The sequence below is a fragment of the Streptomyces sp. NPDC102462 genome (assembly GCF_044765425.1).
Classification (GTDB): domain Bacteria; phylum Actinomycetota; class Actinomycetes; order Streptomycetales; family Streptomycetaceae; genus Streptomyces.
Genome location: NZ_JBIWKB010000101.1, coordinates 1 through 17,414, shown reverse-complemented (window position 1 = coordinate 17,414; position 17,414 = coordinate 1). Strand labels below are relative to the sequence as shown.

The window sequence follows — 17,414 nt, the reverse complement described above, 5'->3', positions numbered from 1 at the left end:
GTCAACAGCCGCTCCGTCCCCGAGAAGGGCGCGAAGGTGCACGTCGTGCCGCGGCCGGGCGAGACCCACGTGTTCTCGACCTCCACGGGCGAGCGCCTCTCCGACTGACCTCCGCCCGGCCTCCCCACGGAGCGGACCAATCCCGGGTAATTCACCCAGGTTGACGAATCAGGGCCCCGCAGGCTGCTGCGGGGCCCTTCTCGTTGTCGACAAATTCCCCGGCAAACGAGTGCATTTCGAGCAGTGTGCGTCAACTCCCCACCCAGGAAAGGGCACTTCCCTGTCCCTCGAACCGGTGACTAAATGTCGCCAAATCATTACCGGGCGCTACTCTCACACGCGTGAAGCACTCCACCACCCAACAGACGCGGCGCGGTCGCCGGGGCCCCGCCCACCGGATCGGCCGCACCCTCGCCCTCGTCCTGCCCGTCGTCCTGGTGCTCTCCGGGACCCTCGCGGTCACCCGAGTCAACTGGTCGGGGAACCCGTCGGACTCGGTGCTCGCCGCCTCGGACGTCTCCTCGGTGAGCGGTTCCGTCCGGGCCGTGCAGCGCGCGCCGCAGGACGTACTGCGCGACCAGTTGATGGCCGAACTGCAGGAGAAGAACCCGGGCGCGGTCCTCACCCACCTCCAGCAGGCCGTCAACGGCCACCCGTCGCTGGCCAGGCACTGCACGTCCATCGCCCGCGCCCTCGGCCAGGCGGCCGTGCGCATCTACGGCGCCTCACGCGCGCAGTCGTACGCCCGCCCCGTCTGCGACACCTCCTTCGCCTCCGGCGTACTGGCCGCGCACGGCTAGCCGCACCGCCGCCGGGCAAGGGGCCGTCGAGAAGTGGGTAACGGCTGCCCAAGGAGCCGGTCGCGACGGACCCCCACGGGTGGGGCGCCACGTACAGTTCGGGCATGACCGATCCGAACGCCGCGTCGCGCCCCACCCAAGCCGTCGTCCTGGCCGGCGGCCAGGGCTCCCGGTTGCGCCCCTACACCGACGACCGGCCCAAGCCGATGGTCGAGATCCCCGGCACCGGCACCCCGATCATCGGCCACCAGTTGTCCTGGCTCGCCGAGGAGGGCGTCACGGATGTGGTGGTCTCCTGCGGGCACCTCGCCGAGGTGCTGCAGAAGTGGCTGGACACGGCCGATCTGCCGGTCCGCGTCAGCACCGTCGTGGAGACCGAGCCGCTGGGCCGCGGCGGCGGGCTGAAGTACGCGGCGGCCCACCTTCCCCACCCCGACCGGCCCTGGTACGCCACCAACGGCGATATCTGGACCCGTTTCTCGCTGCGGGAGATGGCGGACTTCCACACCGAGCGGGACGCCGTCGCGACCCTCGCGCTGGCCCGGCCGCGCATCCCGTGGGGCGCCGTCAAGACGGACGGCTTCGGCCACATCACGGATTTCATCGAGGCGCCGCCGTCGACCTTCGAGATCAACGCGGGTGTGTACGTGTTCTCGTCTGAGTTCGCCGCGATGCTGCCCGAGCGGGGCGACCATGAGCGCACCACGTTCCCGCGTCTGGCCCGCGAACGCCGCCTGGCCGGCTTCCCGATCCCCCACGGCGCCTACTGGCGCGCCATCGACACGGCGAAGGACCTCACAGAAGCGGCCAAGGAACTGACAGCCCTCAGCCCCTGAGCCCCCACCGGACGGCCCCTCCAACCCACAGTCCCGGGGAGGGGCCGCGCGTCCATCACCCGTACGGATGAGACGCACCCCCCGAGGGAAGCGAGCCGGCCCGGCACCGCCGCACACCGAAGCGACCGAACAGCTCCGCCCACCCAAAAACCCAGGAAGACGGCTGCGTTACGGCACGGCGTGCCCCACCGGGGAGTCCAGGGCACGGGTCCCCCATCGCCCGTACGGATGAGACGCACCCCCGAGGGAAGCGAGCCGAGAGGCCCGGCACCGTAAAGGAGCCGGTTCGGGGAAGGTCCGCGCGTCGAAGGGCCCGGACAGGTCCGCGCCCAGGATTCCCCGCCCGCCCGGAAGCCCTCGGAACACAAGCTTCGCCCCGGCGTGCCGCGCGGGCTCCGTCCCGCGCACGGCCACGGGCCCCTCGGGACGCCCCCTCCATCACGAGATACCCCCGGCACGGCGTCCCTCAGCCCACAGCCACGGCCCCCCTACCGCCGCGGGCGGCCCCGCTGCGGTGGGGGTTCTCCGGGCCGGGGCTGTCTTCGGTGCGGGGTGGGCCCCCTTGTGGGGGTGGGTCAGCCGAGGAGCCCGCCGACCAGGCGGCCCGGCTGGCCCGAGGTGGAGGAGCCGCCGTCGTCCGACCCGCCCGTACCGCCCGTGCCGCTGGGCGAACCGCCCGAGCCCCCGGAGCCTCCGGAGCCGCCCGAGCCGCCGGTCTGCGTGCCGCCGGAACTGGGGCCCGCGCTGGTGCTCGGGGCCTGCCCGGCCGGCGAGGTCCGCCGCGGCGGGGCCTGGCCCACGGCGCCCTGGGTCTGGCTCGGCGATCCGCCGGTGGCGGTGCCGGACGAGCGGGCCGCGCCCGGGGTCGTCGCCGCGCCGGACCCCGACGGGTCGGCGCCGGCCGTGGTACCCCCGCTCGGCGCGTTGGAGGCCGACGGGCTGCTCGGGCGCCCGCTGCCGGACTCGTCGGGCAGCGGCGAGCCGGGCGCATTGTTGCGCGGGGCCTCGCCGGGTCGGGGCACCACCACCCGGCTGGAGTCCCGCACGGCACCGCCGAGGAGAGACCCGATGAGCAGGGTGAGGCCCACGGTGATCGCGGTGACGAGGGCGCCCCGGCGCAGCACATAGCGGCGCAGCTCCCAGATGTCGGAGCGTGGCCCGAGGGTGCGCCAGGCCCGGCCGGCGAGCCGCCCGTCGACGGAGTAGACGGGCGCGCCGGCGATGATCAGCGGGGACCAGGCGGCGAGGTAGATGATGTCGGGCGCGTCGTAGGCGGGGACGGTCTTCCAGCTGACGGTGACGATCAGCGCGGCCGAGAGCCCGGCGCCGACCACCGCGGCGACCCGCTGCCAGCAGCCGAGGATCGTCAGGACGCCCACGACGACCTGGAGGAAGGCGATGACCAGCCCGGAGCCGACGGGGTGCTGCAGGGCGAACTGGCGCAGCGGTTCGGCGACGTCCCACGGGTGCAGGGTGTTGAGCCACTTCACCATCGAGCCGCGCTTGCCGCCGTCGAAGTAGACGGGGTCGCAGAGCTTGCCCATGCCGGCGTAGACGGAGATGAAGCCGAGGAAGATGCGCAGCGGGAGCAGGACGACGCCGAGGTTCATCCGGCGGCCGGGGTAGTAGGCGTGCCGGGCCGGGTCGTCGCCCTGCCGCTTGCCCGAGGGCTCGTCGTCCGTGCCTGCCGGCTCGTCGAAGTCCTCGAACCGCTCGTCGGCGTAGCCGGGTTCGTCGTACGCGCTGCCGACGGTCCGCATGTGCGGCAGCAGTCTGGTCTCGCCGGAGCCGGGCGTGCGCTGGTGGCCGACCACGGGCGTCTCGACGGTCCGGTCGAGGTCGTCATAACCGCGGTAGCCGCCGTGGTCGCCATAGCCACCGTGGTCGCCGTAACCGCCGTACGTGCCGTAGTCGGTGTCGATCCGCGGGATGACCTGGGTGCCCGCGATGTCGAGGGACGGCTCGTCGGTGTGGCGGACGCTGCCGCCCCGCACCGCCTGGAGCAGCCGGTGGGCGCCGCTGTCGTCGGGGGCCGAGCGGCCGCTCCAGATGACCGGCCGGCGCCGCGCCACGGCCGGGCCCACGCCACCCGCGGCGCCGCCGACGGGGACGCGCGCGGTGTCCTGGGCGGCGCTCGACTGCCCGCCGATGCGCGGGTATTGGCTACGCCATGTCGAGGCACCCAGTTGCACGCGGAAGCTCGCGTGGTTGACGATGACCTGCGCCGGATCGCTCGGCACCTTCACCATGCTCAGCGCGGGAGCGTCGTCGAATCCCGACGAGCGGTCCCCCGTGGGTGTGCGGGGTGTTCTGGTGTCCACACTCATCTAACCGAGTGATGCGGAGTTAGGACACTGCCTGGACCCGGCGGATCTGTCCGGACCGCGTCAAGCATGTCCTGGACGCCGGAATTAACCCGTACGGGTGGACTGACGCATGCGCGTTCAGGCCCGTCGGCGAGCCGCCTCGTACAGCACGATGCCGGCCGCCACGCCCGCGTTCAGCGACTCGGCGCCGCCCGGCATGGGGATGCGGACCCTGAAGTCGCAGGTCTCGCCGACCAGTCGGGACAGCCCCTTGCCCTCGCTGCCGACGACGATCACGACCGGGCCGTCCAGGGCGTCCAGGGCGCCGAGTTCGGCCTCCCCGTCGGCGGCGAGGCCGACGACGACCATCCCGGCCTTCTTGTACGCCTCCAGGGCACGGGTCAGATTGGTGGCGCGGGCGACGGGTGTACGGGCCGCCGTACCGGCGGACGTCTTCCAGGCGCCGGCGGTCATGCCGGCCGCACGGCGCTCGGGGACGACGACGCCGTGCCCGCCGAAGGCGGAGACGGAGCGGACGACGGCACCGAGGTTGCGCGGGTCGGTCACCCCGTCGAGGGCCACGATCAGCGGGTCCTCACCCGCGTCGTGGGCGGCGCCGACCAGGTCCTCCGGGTGGGCGTACTCGTACGGCGGGACCTGAAGAACCAGCCCCTGGTGGTTGAGGCCGCCCGTCATCCGGTCCAGTTCGGGGCGCGGCGCCTCCATGAGGTTGATGCCACCGCGCTCGGCGGCGAGTTGCAGGGCCTCACGGACCCGCTCGTCGCTGTCGATGAACTGCTGCACGTACAGGGTGGAGGCGGGCACGCCCCCGCGCAGCGCCTCGACGACCGGGTTGCGGCCGACGACCAGTTCGGACGACGACTTTCCGGCGCCCCGGCGCTGCGGCGGACGGCCCTGTGCGCGGCGGGTGCGCGACGCGGCGGCGCGCTGCTTGGCGTGCCCCTTGCGCATCTCGGCGGGCGGGGTCGGTCCCTTGCCCTCCAGGCTCCGGCGCCGCTTGCCGCCGCTGCCGACCTGCGCGCCCTTCTTGCCGGACATGCGGCGGTTGTTCGCGGCCATGACCCACTACCTGTCTGTTGAAGCGTCGTACGTATGTCTGTGCGGTGTGCCGCCCGGACGGCCGGGTGGCACCGATCACCGGGTTCCCGGCGGGCTCAGCGCGGGCCGAGACTCCAGCGGGGACCCTGCGGGCTGTCCTCGATGACGAGGCCGGTCTGGTTGAGCTGGTCGCGGATGGCGTCCGCGGTGGCCCAGTCCTTGCGGGCGCGGGCGGACTCGCGCTGGTCCAGGACGAGCCGTACCAGGCTGTCGACCACGCCGTGCAGGTCCTCGCCGCGGTCGGCCTCGCCGGCCCAGTGCGCGTCCAGCGGGTCCAGGCCGAGGACGCCGAGCATGGCCCGCACCTCGGCGAGCCTGGCCACGGCGGCCTCCTTGTCGTCGGCGGCGAGGGCGGAGTTGCCCTGCCGGACGGTGGTGTGCACGACCGCGAGCGCCTGCGGGACGCCCAGGTCGTCGTCCATCGCCTCGGCGAAGGCGGGCGGGACCTCGGCCGCGGGCTCGACGACTCCCCCGGCCTTCTCCATCACGCGCTGCACGAAGCCCTCGATCCGCGCGAACGCCGACTCGGCGTCGCGCAGCGACTCCTCGCTGTACTCGATCATCGAGCGGTAGTGCGGGGTGCCGAGGTAGTAGCGCAGCACGATCGGACGCCACTGCTTGACCATCTCGGAGACCAGCACCGAATTGCCCAGCGACTTGGACATCTTGTCGCCGGCCATGGTCACCCAGGCGTTGTGCACCCAGTACCGGGCGAAGTCGTCGCCGTACGCCTTGGCCTGGGCGATCTCGTTCTCGTGGTGCGGGAAGATCAGGTCGAGGCCGCCGCCGTGGATGTCGAACGCGGCACCCAGGTACTTGTGCGCCATGGCGGAGCACTCCAGGTGCCAGCCCGGGCGTCCGGGCCCCCACGGCGTGGACCAGGTCGGCTCGCCGGGCTTGGCCGCCTTCCACATGGCGAAGTCGCGCGGGTCCCGCTTGCCGGTCTCGCCGGCGCCGGCGGGCTGCTGGAGGTTGTCCAGCTCCTGCCGGGACAGCTCCAGGTACTGCGGGAAGGACCGTACGTTGAAGTAGACGTTGCCGTCCGCCGCGTAGGCGTGCCCGCGCTCGATGAGTCCCTGCATCATCTCGACCATCTCGGGCACATGGCCGGTGGCGCGCGGCTCGTACGTGGGCGGCAGGCAGCCCAGCGCCTGGTAGCCGTCGTTGAACGCGCGCTCGTTCTCGTACCCGATCGACCACCACGGGCGGCCCTGTTCACGGGCCTTGGCGATGATCTTGTCGTCGATGTCCGTGACGTTCCTGATGAAGGTCACGGCGTAGCCGCGGTACTCGAACCAGCGGCGCATGATGTCGAAGTTGAGGCCCGACCTGATGTGCCCGATGTGCGGTGCCGCCTGCACGGTGGCGCCACACAGGTAGATCGAGACGCAACCCGGCTTGAGCGGGGTGAAGTCACGAATCTGCCGGGCGCTGGTGTCGTACAGGCGAATGGTCACCACTCCAGGGTAGTGGGCGCGGGGCAGTGCCTCGCGACCCTTGCGCCCAAGGGCCACGCATTCGTGACATCGCGCGCGCCACCGCGCCGCGCCGGTACCGCTCGGCCCTCGGGACGACCCGAGCGCCCGGGCCGGTCACCGAGCGGGGCGCGGGCCGCCTCGCCCGGTGCCGTCGGGCGGCCGGTCCGGCCCCTCCTCGCGATGGTGCGGGGTCCGCCCCGGGTCGGACACGCGTCCCGGGTCACACGGAGCCGGCGACCCTGCGGGGGGTGATCCGGACCACGACCCGCTCGGCGTCCTGGGCCGACGCGGGGTTGAACTCGGCGTACTTCTTGCCCGTGTACTTCAGGCTGAGTTCGTCGATGAGTTCCTGGCCGCCCTCGGTGGTCAGTTCGGCGACGCCGCGGATCTCGGCGTACTCGTAGGGCGAGTCGGGGTCCTGCACGACGACGCTCACCCGGGGGTCGCGGTCGAGGTTGAGCTTCTTGCGGCGGTCGGCCGTCGTGGAGATCAGGATCTGGTCGCCGTCCCGCTTCACCCACACAGGGGACAGCTGCGGGCTGCCGTCGGGCTGGAGCGTGCCGAGCACGATGAAGACGGGGGTGTCGAGCAGGGCCTTGAGCCGGTCGGACAGGGCGGCGGACATGCGGGGTACCTCCTGGTCTGCGGTGACGATGCGGTAACTCTGCGGGTACCCTCGCACGCCGTCAATCCACCCGCACGACGAGTGCCGTGGCGATCGCCATCAGCCCCTCGTCCCGGCCCGGGAAGCCCAGGCCGTCGGTGGTGGCGCCGGACACCGAGACGGGGGCGCCGGCCGCCGCCGAGAGGATCTTCTGGGCCTCGTCGCGGCGCTTGCCGATCTTCGGGCGGTCCCCGACGACCTGCACCGCGACGTTGCCGATGCGGAAGCCGGCGGCGCGCACGATGCGGGCAGCCTCCGTGAGCAACGTGATGCCGGACGCGCCGGACCACTCGGGGCGCCCGGTGCCGAAGTGCTGCCCCAGGTCGCCGAGGCCCGCGGCGGAGAACAGCGCGTTGCACGCGGCGTGCGCGACGACGTCCGCGTCGGAGTGGCCCGCGAGGCCGGGGCCCTCGCCCTCCCACTTCAGGCCGGCGCACCACAGTTCGCGGCCCTCCTCGAAGGCGTGGATGTCGGTGCCGATGCCGACCTGGGGCAGCACCGGCCCCCGGTCGGCGGTGCCCGCAGCGTCAAAGGCGCCGGGGGCACCGGCACTTCCGGAAGCGTCAGAAGCCATCGTTGAGCCTCCTGCGGGCGAGGACCGCCTCGGCGAGGACCAGGTCCAGCGGGCGGGTGACCTTGAACGCCTCCTCGTGGCCCGGCACGACCACGACCTGCTCGCCGAGCCGTTCGACCATGCTCGCGTCGTCGGTCACGTCGTCGGTGACCGTCTCGTGGGCCCGCACCAGCGTCTGCCGGTCGAAGCCCTGCGGCGTCTGCACCGCGCGCAGCCTGGCCCGCGGGGGCGTGGCCACCACCGGTTCGGGCGCGCCCGGCCGCGCGGCGGGCTCGACCTCCTTGACGGTGTCGGCGAGGGGCAGCGCGGGCACGACGGCGTGCGCCCCGTCCCGGACCGCCTCGATCACGCCGTCCACCGTGTCCACGGGCACCAGCGGGCGGGCCGCGTCGTGCACGAGGACGATGCCGTACTCCGGCGGCAGCGCGTCGAGGCCGAGCCGCACGGACTCCTGGCGCGAGTCCCCGCCGGGCACGACCAGGAAGTCCGTCCTGCCCCAGCTGCCGCTGGGGGTGTCCCCGGGCAGCGCGTACGCGTCGAGCAGCGACTTGACCTCGGCGGCGCCTTCCGGCGGGGCCACGACGACCACGAGGGAGACGGCGCGGGACGCGGCGAGCGCGCGCGTCGCGTGGATGAGCATGGGGGTACCGCCCAGCGCGCGAAGCGCCTTGGGAGCGCCCGGACCGAGGCGTACGCCCCGGCCGGCGGCCGGAATCACGGCGGCAACGAGGGACGGCGCGGGGGAAGGGCGCGAAACGTCAGACATCGGTTCCTGTCAGGTTTGTGTGCTCGGCCTACGTGGGTATGGCCTGGAGAGTGCCGGGCGCGACGGCTTGACCGGACCCTTCCGTGACCCCGGTCGAGCCTGCTGCCCGGGCCCGGCACATCGAGTATCCGGGGGTTCCCCGCGGTGCGCGGGGGGCTTTTCCCCGAGGCGTACGACCTTCAGGACACGCATATCCGGGACGTCGGATGCCTGCGGGGACGGACATGCCGCAGCGCCCGGCGACAGGAGATCGTCATCGGGCACCGCGGCATTTCACTGTGCTGAGCAGAGCGGGCGTAGCCTGCCTCGTGTCAGGACGCGAGCACCTCGTCGAGCAGGGCCTCGGCCTTGTCCTCGTTGGTGTTCTCCGCGAGGGCGAGTTCGCTCACCAGGATCTGGCGGGCCTTGGCGAGCATGCGCTTCTCACCGGCGGAGAGTCCGCGCTCGCGCTCGCGACGCCACAGGTCACGCACGACTTCCGCGACCTTGATGACATCGCCGGAGGCGAGCTTCTCCAGATTTGCCTTGTATCGACGCGACCAGTTCGTGGGCTCCTCGGCGTACGGCGCGCGCAGCACCTCGAAGACCCGGTCCAGCCCGTCCTGACCGACCACATCACGCACGCCGACGAACTCCGCATTGTCCGCTGGCACACGCACCGTCAGGTCACCCTGGGCGACCTTCAGCACCAAGTAGGTCTTGTCCACGCCTTTGATCTGACGAGTTTCGATGGCCTCGATCAGCGCGGCCCCGTGATGGGGATAGACCACGGTGTCGCCAACCTTGAACGTCATGTGACAGGTACCCCTTCCGTGGCTATCCAGGGTAACACGGATACGGCGTCTTCTGAATGGCGTTTTCGCAGGTCAGGGCATATCTCGGGGCTTGACAACTGCGACAGGAACGTGCTTCGCGAGGCCACCGGAAGCTGGTATTCGCAGGTCGGAGCACTTCTTCGGCCGACGAGAAACGCCTGCGTTACACACCTCTGGAGGCACCTCCAACTGGACGAACGTCCCCATTTGTCCGGTTCCAGGCGTGCGACTTCCGCTACTCCGTTCGGCGGCCCGAGCCGGGTACGAGACGAATCCGGAATTGATCACAGCCCTACGGACGAGCGGTACGTGATCAATATCCGAAGCGTCCCTGCATTCCTTCACGGAAATTTTGCGCCACCTGTTATGTGAATGCCGGACGAGCACGGAGCCAATCGGAGTCAAAGTGACTCTGGAGTCACTTGTGCGGCGTGAGGCTGCTCCTGCCCAGTACCCCTGCGCACCCCCGCGTACCCCTGCGGGAGGGATGCGGGGCGCTTGGGGAGGGTCGGGTGCGGGCGCGCGGGAACGGCTCGGTAGCCTGAGCGCGCCGACAGATACTTAGGGCGGCTTTATCAGGGAGCCGCCCCTGCGTTCAAGGAGTTGCCGCCGCCGTGAGCAGCAGCCTTCGACGCGGCGCCCTCGCCGCCTCCGCCATCGTGTTCTCGATCGCCTCGCTCGCCGCATGCGGCGCCGGAAACAACGCCCAGACCCTGGAGATCAAGCCGGACAACGCGGCCACGAAGGTCGGGGATCTCAAGGTGCAGAACGCGATCGTCGTGACCCAGCCCGAGCTGCAGTCCACGGGACCCGCGGTGATCGCCGCGACCATCTTCAACGACGGCAGCACCGACGAGACGCTGCAGTCGATCGTCGTCGCCGGCACCAACAAGTCCGCCCAGCTCTCCCCCGCCAAGGGTCAGTCGCTCACCATCCCGCCCGGCGGCTCGCTGATCATCGGCGGCAAGAACAACGCCTCCGCCGTGCTGCCCAGCAGCCGCGAGGCGGTCCAGGACGGCAACGCCCAGAAGATCACCTTCACCTTCAGCAAGGCCGGTGATGTGAGCCTGCGCGCCTTCGTGGTGCCCGCCGAGAGCTTCTTCAGCTCCTGGGGCCCGAGCGAGATCCCGTCGGCCACCGCCTCCGCCCCGGCGGCCCCGGGCGCCGCCGCGAGCAACAGCGCCAAGCCGTCGCACAGCGGCACCTCCGCGGACCCGTCGGCCTCCGCGGGCGACGCGGCGGCGGGTGACGCCTCCGCGAGCGACCCGGCCTCCGCCTCCGCCTCCGGCACGCCGGCCGGTCACTGAGCGGGTCGGCCAGGCCGCCGGCCCGACCGCGACGCCACCGCCGTACGGCAGGAGGACATCGCCGTACGGCGGAACGGGACGACATCGCCGTACGGCGGGATTGACACCGTCGTACGGCAAAGGGCGGCGCCTTTCGGGCGCCGCCCTTCACTGTGTGCACTGTGTGCGCGGAGGTTTACGGCTCGAACTTGTAGCCGAGGCCGCGGACCGTCACCAGGTAGCGCGGCGCGCCCGGGTCGGGCTCGATCTTGGCGCGCAGGCGCTTGACGTGGACGTCCAGGGTCTTGGTGTCGCCGACGTAGTCGGCGCCCCAGACGCGGTCGATGAGCTGCATCCGGGTCAGCACCCGCCCGGCGTTGCGCAGCAGCATCTCCAGCAGGTCGAACTCCTTGAGCGGCAGGTCGACCTTGGAGCCGGAGACGGTGACCACGTGCCGGTCGACGTCCATCCGGACCGGGCCGGCCTCCAGGGCCGCCGGAGCGACCTCCTCCGGCTCGCCTCGGCGGCGCAGCACGGCCCGGATACGGGCCACCAGCTCGCGCGAGGAGAACGGCTTGGTGACGTAGTCGTCGGCTCCTATTTCCAGGCCGACGACCTTGTCGATCTCACTGTCCTTGGCGGTGACCATGATCACCGGGACGTTGGAGCGGCCGCGCAGCTGGCGGCAGACCTCCGTGCCGGGCAGCCCCGGCAGCATCAGGTCGAGGAGGACGAGGTCGGCGCCGTTGCGCTCGAACTCGTCGAGTCCGTCGGGCCCGGTGGCCGCCACGGCGACCTCGAAGCCCTCCTTGCGGAGCATGTACGACAGGGCGTCGGAGAAGGACTCCTCGTCCTCGACGACGAGCACTCGGGTCACGGAAGGACCTCCGGGGCGGAAAGCGTTTCGTACGCGGTCGGGTCGGGGGTTGGGGACTGCCCGTCCTCTTCGTCGAGGTCGGGGTGCTGCTGAGCGCGGTCGCGGGCCGCACCCGCCTCCGGCAGCCTCAGGGTGAACGTGGAGCCCTGGCCTTCGGCGCTCCACACCGTGACCTCCCCGCCGTGCGAGGCGACCACGTGCTTGACGATCGCGAGACCCAGACCGGTGCCACCGGTGGCCCGGGAGCGGGCCGGGTCGACGCGGTAGAAGCGCTCGAAGATGCGCTCCTTGTCCTTGTCCGAGATGCCGATGCCCTGATCGGTCACCGCGAGTTCGATCATGTCGCCGCCCGACCCGCCGATCCGGCGGGCGGCGATGCCGACGCGGGTGCGGGCCGGTGAGTAGTTGACGGCGTTCTCGACAAGGTTGCCGAGGGCGGCGGCGAGCTGGCCGCGGTTCCCCCAGACATGCAGGTCGGCGGTGCCGCCCGCGGCCATGGTGATCTGCTTGGTGCCGGCCTGGTGGCGGCAGCGGTCGATGGCCTCGGCGACCAGTTCGTCGACCCGGACGGGTTCGGCGTCCTCCAGCGGGTCGTCGTTCTGCACCCGGGACAGGTCGATCAGCTCCTGGACCAGGTTGGTCAGCCGGGTCGCCTCGATCTGCATGCGGCCGGCGAAGCGCTGCACGGCCTCCGGGTCGTCGGAGGCGTCCATGACGGCCTCCGACAGCAGGGACAGCGCCCCGACCGGGGTCTTCAGCTCATGGCTGACGTTCGCGACGAAGTCGCGGCGCACCGCCTCGATGCGGCGGGCCTCGGTGAGGTCCTCGACCAGGAGCAGCACCAGTCTGGAGCCGAGCGGCGCCACCCGCGCGGACACCGCCAGCGCCTCGCCCCGGCCGGTCCCGCGCCGGGGAAGATCCAGCTCGACCTGCCTTATCTCGCCGTCGCGCCGGGTGTCCCGCGCCATCTGGAGCATCGGCTCCACGGCCAGTTTGCCGCCGCGCACCAGCCCGAGGGCGTACGCGGCCGAGCTGGCCTTGACGACGGCGTCGGCCTCGTCGAGCACGACGGCGGAGGAGCGGAGCACGGACAGCACGGTGTCCACACCCGGCGGAAGCACCGGGTCCGTGTGCAGGGAGGTCCGTGTCGGGCGCTTCTGCTCCCGCTCGCTCCAGCGGAACGCCAGCATGGCGATGACACCGGTGAGCACCCCGGCGATCGCTGCCGCTGCGGCGACCGCCGCGTTCACGTCCATGCATCCAGGTTAGGCATGGGGTACGACATGCCCACAGCCGTCGGAGTGCGACCTCGAACACTCGTCGCCCAGAGTTCACCTTGGAGCCAGTATTGGTTCATTTGGGGTGGCACAAACGGACGCGTACGAGCCGGACCGTGGGAGCGTGGGGTCCGCACCGCCTGGTTTCACCACGGGCTCCGGCCCCGGAAACCCCACCGAAGGACACGTACGAGAGGGAACCCTGATGCGGGACGCGTACCACGAGGAACTGGACTCGATCGGCGACGGACTGGTGGAGATGGCCCGGCTGGTCGGATCGGCCATCGGGCGCGCCACGACGGCGATCCTCGACTCCGACCTCAAGCTGGCCGAGAGCGTGATCGAAGCCGACCAGAAGGTCGACGAACTCCAGCACGACCTTGAGGCACGGGCGATAGCCCTGCTGGCTCGGCAGCAGCCGGTGGCCACCGACCTGCGGATCGTCGTCACGTCCCTGCGCATGTCGGCCGACCTGGAGCGGTCCGGCGACCTGGCGCAGCACGTCGCGAAGCTGGCCCGGCTGCGCTTCCCGGCGCGCGCGGTCCCGCACGACCTGCACGCCACCATCCTGGAGATGGGCCAGCTCGCGCAGCGGCTGATGGCGAAGGCCGCCGAGGTCATCATCACCAAGGACGTCGACCTGGCGCTTCAGCTGGAGCAGGACGACGACGAGATGGACCTGCTGCACCGCACCCTGTTCCAGCACCTGATGGACGACCGCTGGAAGCACGGCATCGAGACCGCCGTGGACGTCACCCTGCTCGGCCGGTACTACGAGCGGTACGCCGACCACGCGGTGGCCGTCGCCAAGCGCGTGGTGTACCTGGTCACGGGCGAGCACGCGGACGAACTCCAGCCGGACATCCAGCCGGTCACGGGGGTCGAAGGAGCGTAGCCCTCCGGGGGTCGGGCCGGGAACGAACGGCCCCGGCTGGTACGGCCGAGCGGGCCGGGGCCGGACCTGGCTGTTCGGGGACGCTCCCGGCTCCTTCAGGGGTGCTCCCGGCTCTTTGGCCGGGTTCGGATGACCGGGCCGGGGTCGGTCCTGGCTCCTTGGCCGGGTTCGGGCCGTGGGGTCGGGGTCGGCTCTGGCTCGGGTGGTGGGGGCGCGGGGGTCGGACGTGTGCGCTCCGGATGTGCGGGCGCCTCCGTGCGCCGTTGATGCGCCCGAGGGAACGGGCATGGAATGGGCAAAAGGCACCAGGCGCCAGCCTCTAGGCCTCCAGGAGGACCCATGGCCGAATCCCCCAGCACCATGCCCGACCCCACGCGGGAGCGCGAGACCGAACAGCCCGCCGAGATCAGGAACCTCCCGCTCATCGGCGCGTGCGGCTGCGGCTCGGGCTGCGGCTGCGGGTGCCAGTCGGGCAACCCCTGCCAGTGCGGCTGACGACAGCCATCGCTTCACAAGGGCCCAGGTGACCTACGTCGCCCGGGCCCTTCCGCGCCCGCCGGCCGGCCGTACCGGTCGCTCACAGCCGCGAGGCGGTCCCGCACCCGGCGTCGCCGGCCTCCCGCATCCGCGCGTCCATCGACGTACTCCGGTCGTACGGGTCCACTTCGGGCCCGTCTCCCGCGCCCGCGCGGTCCGTACCGAACCGGGGGGTGAGGTAACCGGTGAAGGTGTCGCAGCCGCCGTTGGTGGTGTCCACCTGGTAGGAGACGAGGGAGAACGTCCCCGGCTCGACGACCACCTTCGCCGGGTCGTCCCAGCTCATCACGACCTCACGGCGCACGATGGTCCGCGTGACCTCGTCGCCGTCCCCCGCCGCGGGTGCGACCGGATAGACGTACGTGACGTCGGTGGACACCTCGACCGCACCGCGCTCACCCTCCCGGTACGTGATCCGTCCCCGTGTCTTGACCACGTCCCCGACGAGCCGTACCCGCGCCGCGTCGAACCGGCTGAACAGCAGCAGCGGGTCGTTCTCGCGGCTGGGCGCGCGGAACGCGGTCGCCAAGTAGTCCTGCACGTCCCGCTGATGCGGATTGATCAAGGCGATCGCCCTGCCCGGCCGCTCACCGCGCAGCACGGCGGGACTCAGGCTGGACGCGGCAAGGAAGTCCCTGGTCCTGTCGAGTGCCTGCGCGACCTGCTTCTCGCTCATCCAGCCGGTCGCCCGAGCCTCGGGCAGACCGATCCCGGCCGTCCCGTCCCCCCACCGTGCGGCGGGCGAGCCCTTGAACGGTTGGTCCAGAGTGGGGAGCCGGGCCGCTTCGGTCGGCGGCGGCCGGTCAGGACGCGCCGACTCCACGGCGAGCGGCGAGCCTTCGCCGCCGCCGTCACCGCCCCCGAACCAGCCGGTCAGCCGGCCCGGTGCCAGCGCCACGACCAGCAGACCGGCCGCGGCCAGCAGACCGACGACGTACCAGCCCTTGCGCCCCCGACGCCGGGCCGGTCCCTGACCGCGCCACGGCTCCGGCGGACCGGTCTCCTCCCGCAGCCGCCGCGCCACCATCCGGGCCCGCGCCGACGGCTCCTCCGGCGCGCCCGGCACCCCGGCCTCCGCTTCCCGCAGGAACCGCTCCCACTCCTCGTCCGATATGGACCCCGCACCCTCACCCACGAAGCGTCCCCCGCCCCTCTCATCTCCCCGGCCCCACCCCAGGACCACGCACAACCCCGCATCATCACACACCCCCACCCGACCGCTGTCGGCTTGCCTCGTGGAGTGAGACCGGGCAGAGAACACGATTTGCACGTGTGTTCACGTGTGTTGGTGGCAGCCAGCGCTGAGAGTGCGGGTCATGACCGGGCTCCCTAGTGTGATCGTGCGAGGGTTCCCGCGAGTGCCCAGGAGAAGCCGATGGCGGATGAGCAGCTGGAGCAGTTGGCCACGGAGGCGTGGCTGTACGGGTACCCGCTGATGACGGCGGCCGTGTCCAAGGACGTCATGACAGCGGTCGCGACCCGTGACGATGATCGGCGCAAGGCTCCGGTCAACCAATTCAGCTACATGCGCCGCCCCCCGGATGCCTCATTCACCGAGGTCGTCTCCCCGAATGCCGACACGCTTTACTCCAGCGCATGGCTGGACCTCGCCGAAGAGCCGCTGGTGCTCAACCTGCCCGACTTCGGGGACCGGTTCTGGATGGTGCCGATCCTCAACGCCTGGTCCGATGTCTTCGCTGTCCCCGGCAAGCGCCAGCACGGCCCGACGGCCGGCCCGTTTCTGCTGGCGGGACCTTCCTGGTCCGGGCAGGCCCCGGAGGGCGTGACGGTGCTGCGCTCGCCCACGACCGTGAACTGGATCATCGCCCGGTACGCCACCAGCGGTCCTTCGGACTACCCCGCCGTTCACCGTCTTCAGGACCGCACCCGGCTCATTCCTCTGTCGCAGTGGACCGGGAATCCCGACACCTACGCTCCGCCGAGTGACGTCCCTGTCGCGGTCCAAGTCGACACCACCACCGCTCCCGTCGACCAAGTCGACCATCTCAGCGGCCGCGAGTATTTCGCGTGCCTGAACCAGCTCATGGTCGACAACCCGCCCTACCCCGCTGACGCCGCGTTCCTGGACCGCCTGACCCGGCTCGGGATCTCGCCCGGCGCGGCTCTCGACAGCCCGCCGGAGGAAGTGCTGGCCGCACTGAACGCCGCGGCTGCCCGCGGCCCCAAGGTGTTGCACGATCTCATGGCCCAGGCCGAGTCCCCCGGAAATCAGGTCAACGGATGGACAATCCACCGGGGCCTCGGCGACTACGGGACTGACTATGCCAAGCGGGCAATCGTCACCTGGGTCGGATACGGCGCCAACCTCGACGTCGACGCTCTCTATCCGCACGCCACCACCGACGCGAGCGGAGAGCCCCTCGACGGCGCCAACCGCTATGTCCTGCACTTCGATGCGGGGCAGACTCCGCCTGCCCGGGGGTTCTGGTCCCTGACGATGATGAACGATCGCCAGTTGTTCGTCGACAACCCCTTGGACCGCTACGCAATCGGCGACCGCAGCGGTATGCGCACCAACTCCGACGGTTCCCTGGACATCCACATCCAGCACGACCACCCCGGACCCGAACGCGAGAGCAACTGGCTCCCAGCGCCCGAAGGCAGCTTCAACCTCTTCCTGCGCCTTTACTGGCCGGAGGAGCCCGCCATCACCGGAGCCTGGGCCCCGCCACCAGTGCAACGAACCAGCTGAACCGTGATCCCGGACACGCCCAAGGGCCCGTCACCGAACACCGGCAGCCGCGCCCGGGACCATCTGGCCAACGAACGCACGTACCTTGCCTGGCTGCGCACCGGCATCAGCATGGCCGCTCTCGGAGTAGCCGTCGCCAAATTCGCCCCCCACCGAGGGATCCACGCCATCGCCTCCGGAGGCATCCTCCTCCTCGCCGGGCTGCTCATCAGCGGATACGGCACCTACCGATACCGAGCCGTCGGACAACAACTCGAAGCCGGCCTCTACGCGCCCGCACGATTCGCCCTCATCGCGGCAGCCACGCTGATCACCTTGCTCGCGCTCCTCGCCATCATCGTCCTCATCTGACACCCCCATCCCGCGACCACAACCCACCTGCGTTCCGCGCAATTCGGGGGTTCTGGAGTCCCTACCGGGCTGAAGGTGCAGGTCAGTGAGCTGGAGGCTGGTGACGCGGGCAGATTCACC

General features: G+C 71.3%; 17 protein-coding genes. 7 read left to right on the top strand and 10 right to left on the bottom strand.

From position 1 onward, the window contains the following. The first annotated feature begins 341 nt into the window (after nt 1-341). The gene (locus ACIRFL_RS41985) at nt 342-800 is read left to right on the top strand and encodes a hypothetical protein (RefSeq protein WP_404040495.1); all 459 of its coding nucleotides are present in this window, start codon (nt 342-344) and stop codon (nt 798-800) included. A 104-nt stretch (nt 801-904) separates the two neighbouring features. Continuing rightward, nucleotides 905-1,636 carry an NDP-sugar synthase gene (locus ACIRFL_RS41980; RefSeq protein WP_404040492.1) on the top strand — a complete coding sequence of 244 codons (732 nt, stop codon included), beginning with the start codon at nt 905-907 and terminating at the stop codon, nt 1,634-1,636. A 575-nt stretch (nt 1,637-2,211) separates the two neighbouring features. On the opposite strand, the gene ACIRFL_RS41975 is transcribed toward ACIRFL_RS41980, so the two are convergent. The 7 genes from ACIRFL_RS41975 to ACIRFL_RS41945 form a co-directional block, all read right to left on the bottom strand. Then, nucleotides 2,212-3,963, bottom strand: coding sequence for a DoxX family protein (locus ACIRFL_RS41975; protein WP_404040489.1), 1,752 nt, complete (start codon nt 3,961-3,963; stop codon nt 2,212-2,214). 117 nt (nt 3,964-4,080) lie between these two features. Beyond that, entirely contained in the window at nt 4,081-5,022 is a 942-nt protein-coding gene (gene rlmB, locus ACIRFL_RS41970; RefSeq protein WP_404040486.1) for a 23S rRNA (guanosine(2251)-2'-O)-methyltransferase RlmB, read from the bottom strand. A gap of 95 nt (nt 5,023-5,117) precedes the next feature. Beyond that, nucleotides 5,118-6,518 carry a cysteine--tRNA ligase gene (gene cysS, locus ACIRFL_RS41965; protein WP_404040483.1) on the bottom strand — a complete coding sequence of 467 codons (1,401 nt, stop codon included), beginning with the start codon at nt 6,516-6,518 and terminating at the stop codon, nt 5,118-5,120. A gap of 241 nt (nt 6,519-6,759) precedes the next feature. Further along, nucleotides 6,760-7,164 carry a PPOX class F420-dependent oxidoreductase gene (locus ACIRFL_RS41960; protein WP_404040480.1) on the bottom strand — a complete coding sequence of 135 codons (405 nt, stop codon included), beginning with the start codon at nt 7,162-7,164 and terminating at the stop codon, nt 6,760-6,762. A 61-nt stretch (nt 7,165-7,225) separates the two neighbouring features. After that, nucleotides 7,226-7,777, bottom strand: coding sequence for a 2-C-methyl-D-erythritol 2,4-cyclodiphosphate synthase (gene ispF / locus ACIRFL_RS41955; protein WP_404040477.1), 552 nt, complete (start codon nt 7,775-7,777; stop codon nt 7,226-7,228). Beyond that, nucleotides 7,767-8,543 (bottom strand): 2-C-methyl-D-erythritol 4-phosphate cytidylyltransferase, encoded by a 777-nt coding sequence (gene ispD, locus ACIRFL_RS41950; protein WP_404040470.1) that lies wholly within the window; start codon nt 8,541-8,543, stop codon nt 7,767-7,769. Before ispD ends, ispF begins: the two co-directional genes overlap by 11 nt. Nucleotides 8,544-8,854: 311 nt before the next feature. Further along, nucleotides 8,855-9,337, bottom strand: coding sequence for a CarD family transcriptional regulator (locus tag ACIRFL_RS41945; protein WP_003953493.1), 483 nt, complete (start codon nt 9,335-9,337; stop codon nt 8,855-8,857). Between the two features lie 635 nt (nt 9,338-9,972). Here ACIRFL_RS41945 and ACIRFL_RS41940 point away from each other — a divergent pair. Continuing rightward, the gene (locus ACIRFL_RS41940; RefSeq protein ID WP_404040468.1) at nt 9,973-10,665 is read left to right on the top strand and encodes a DUF461 domain-containing protein; all 693 of its coding nucleotides are present in this window, start codon (nt 9,973-9,975) and stop codon (nt 10,663-10,665) included. A 175-nt stretch (nt 10,666-10,840) separates the two neighbouring features. Here ACIRFL_RS41940 and ACIRFL_RS41935 read toward each other — a convergent pair whose 3' ends face one another. Both ACIRFL_RS41935 and ACIRFL_RS41930 read right to left on the bottom strand, forming a co-directional pair. Beyond that, nucleotides 10,841-11,521: a response regulator transcription factor gene (locus tag ACIRFL_RS41935; protein ID WP_076087010.1), complete on the bottom strand. Its 681-nt coding sequence runs from the start codon at nt 11,519-11,521 to the stop codon at nt 10,841-10,843. Then, entirely contained in the window at nt 11,518-12,777 is a 1,260-nt protein-coding gene (locus ACIRFL_RS41930; RefSeq protein ID WP_404040465.1) for a sensor histidine kinase, read from the bottom strand. Before ACIRFL_RS41930 ends, ACIRFL_RS41935 begins: the two co-directional genes overlap by 4 nt. 226 nt (nt 12,778-13,003) lie before the next feature. Between ACIRFL_RS41930 and phoU the strand changes: the two genes are divergently transcribed. Continuing rightward, nucleotides 13,004-13,693, top strand: a complete 690-nt coding sequence (gene phoU / locus ACIRFL_RS41925) for a phosphate signaling complex protein PhoU (protein WP_404040463.1) — start codon at nt 13,004-13,006, stop codon at nt 13,691-13,693. Nucleotides 13,694-14,032: 339 nt separating this feature from the next. After that, nucleotides 14,033-14,188: a hypothetical protein gene (locus tag ACIRFL_RS41920; RefSeq protein ID WP_404040460.1), complete on the top strand. Its 156-nt coding sequence runs from the start codon at nt 14,033-14,035 to the stop codon at nt 14,186-14,188. Nucleotides 14,189-14,270: 82 nt separating this feature from the next. Here the strand turns inward: ACIRFL_RS41920 and ACIRFL_RS41915 are convergent, their stop codons facing one another. Next, complete coding sequence (locus ACIRFL_RS41915) at nt 14,271-15,365, bottom strand: hypothetical protein (RefSeq protein ID WP_404040457.1); 1,095 nt, start codon at nt 15,363-15,365, stop codon at nt 14,271-14,273. Between the two features lie 240 nt (nt 15,366-15,605). Between ACIRFL_RS41915 and ACIRFL_RS41910 the strand changes: the two genes are divergently transcribed. Continuing rightward, nucleotides 15,606-16,943, top strand: coding sequence for a DUF1254 domain-containing protein (locus ACIRFL_RS41910; RefSeq protein WP_404040454.1), 1,338 nt, complete (start codon nt 15,606-15,608; stop codon nt 16,941-16,943). A gap of 3 nt (nt 16,944-16,946) precedes the next feature. Next, entirely contained in the window at nt 16,947-17,294 is a 348-nt protein-coding gene (locus ACIRFL_RS41905) for a YidH family protein (protein WP_404040452.1), read from the top strand. The last annotated feature ends 120 nt before the right edge of the window (nt 17,295-17,414 follow it).

Bases quoted from the DNA above. Each gene is read 5' to 3' on its own strand.
- ACIRFL_RS41980 (WP_404040492.1), top strand. From the start codon at position 905: ATGACCGATCCGAACGCCGCGTCGCGCCCCACCCAAGCCGTCGTCCTG.
- ACIRFL_RS41975 (WP_404040489.1), bottom strand. From the start codon at position 3,963: ATGAGTGTGGACACCAGAACACCCCGCACACCCACGGGGGACCGCTCG.
- rlmB (WP_404040486.1), bottom strand. From the start codon at position 5,022: ATGGCCGCGAACAACCGCCGCATGTCCGGCAAGAAGGGCGCGCAGGTC.
- ACIRFL_RS41960 (WP_404040480.1), bottom strand. From the start codon at position 7,164: ATGTCCGCCGCCCTGTCCGACCGGCTCAAGGCCCTGCTCGACACCCCC.
- ispF (WP_404040477.1), bottom strand. From the start codon at position 7,777: ATGGCTTCTGACGCTTCCGGAAGTGCCGGTGCCCCCGGCGCCTTTGAC.
- ispD (WP_404040470.1), bottom strand. From the start codon at position 8,543: ATGTCTGACGTTTCGCGCCCTTCCCCCGCGCCGTCCCTCGTTGCCGCC.
- ACIRFL_RS41945 (WP_003953493.1), bottom strand. From the start codon at position 9,337: ATGACGTTCAAGGTTGGCGACACCGTGGTCTATCCCCATCACGGGGCC.
- ACIRFL_RS41930 (WP_404040465.1), bottom strand. From the start codon at position 12,777: ATGGACGTGAACGCGGCGGTCGCCGCAGCGGCAGCGATCGCCGGGGTG.
- phoU (WP_404040463.1), top strand. From the start codon at position 13,004: ATGCGGGACGCGTACCACGAGGAACTGGACTCGATCGGCGACGGACTG.
- ACIRFL_RS41920 (WP_404040460.1), top strand. From the start codon at position 14,033: ATGGCCGAATCCCCCAGCACCATGCCCGACCCCACGCGGGAGCGCGAG.
- ACIRFL_RS41910 (WP_404040454.1), top strand. From the start codon at position 15,606: ATGGCGGATGAGCAGCTGGAGCAGTTGGCCACGGAGGCGTGGCTGTAC.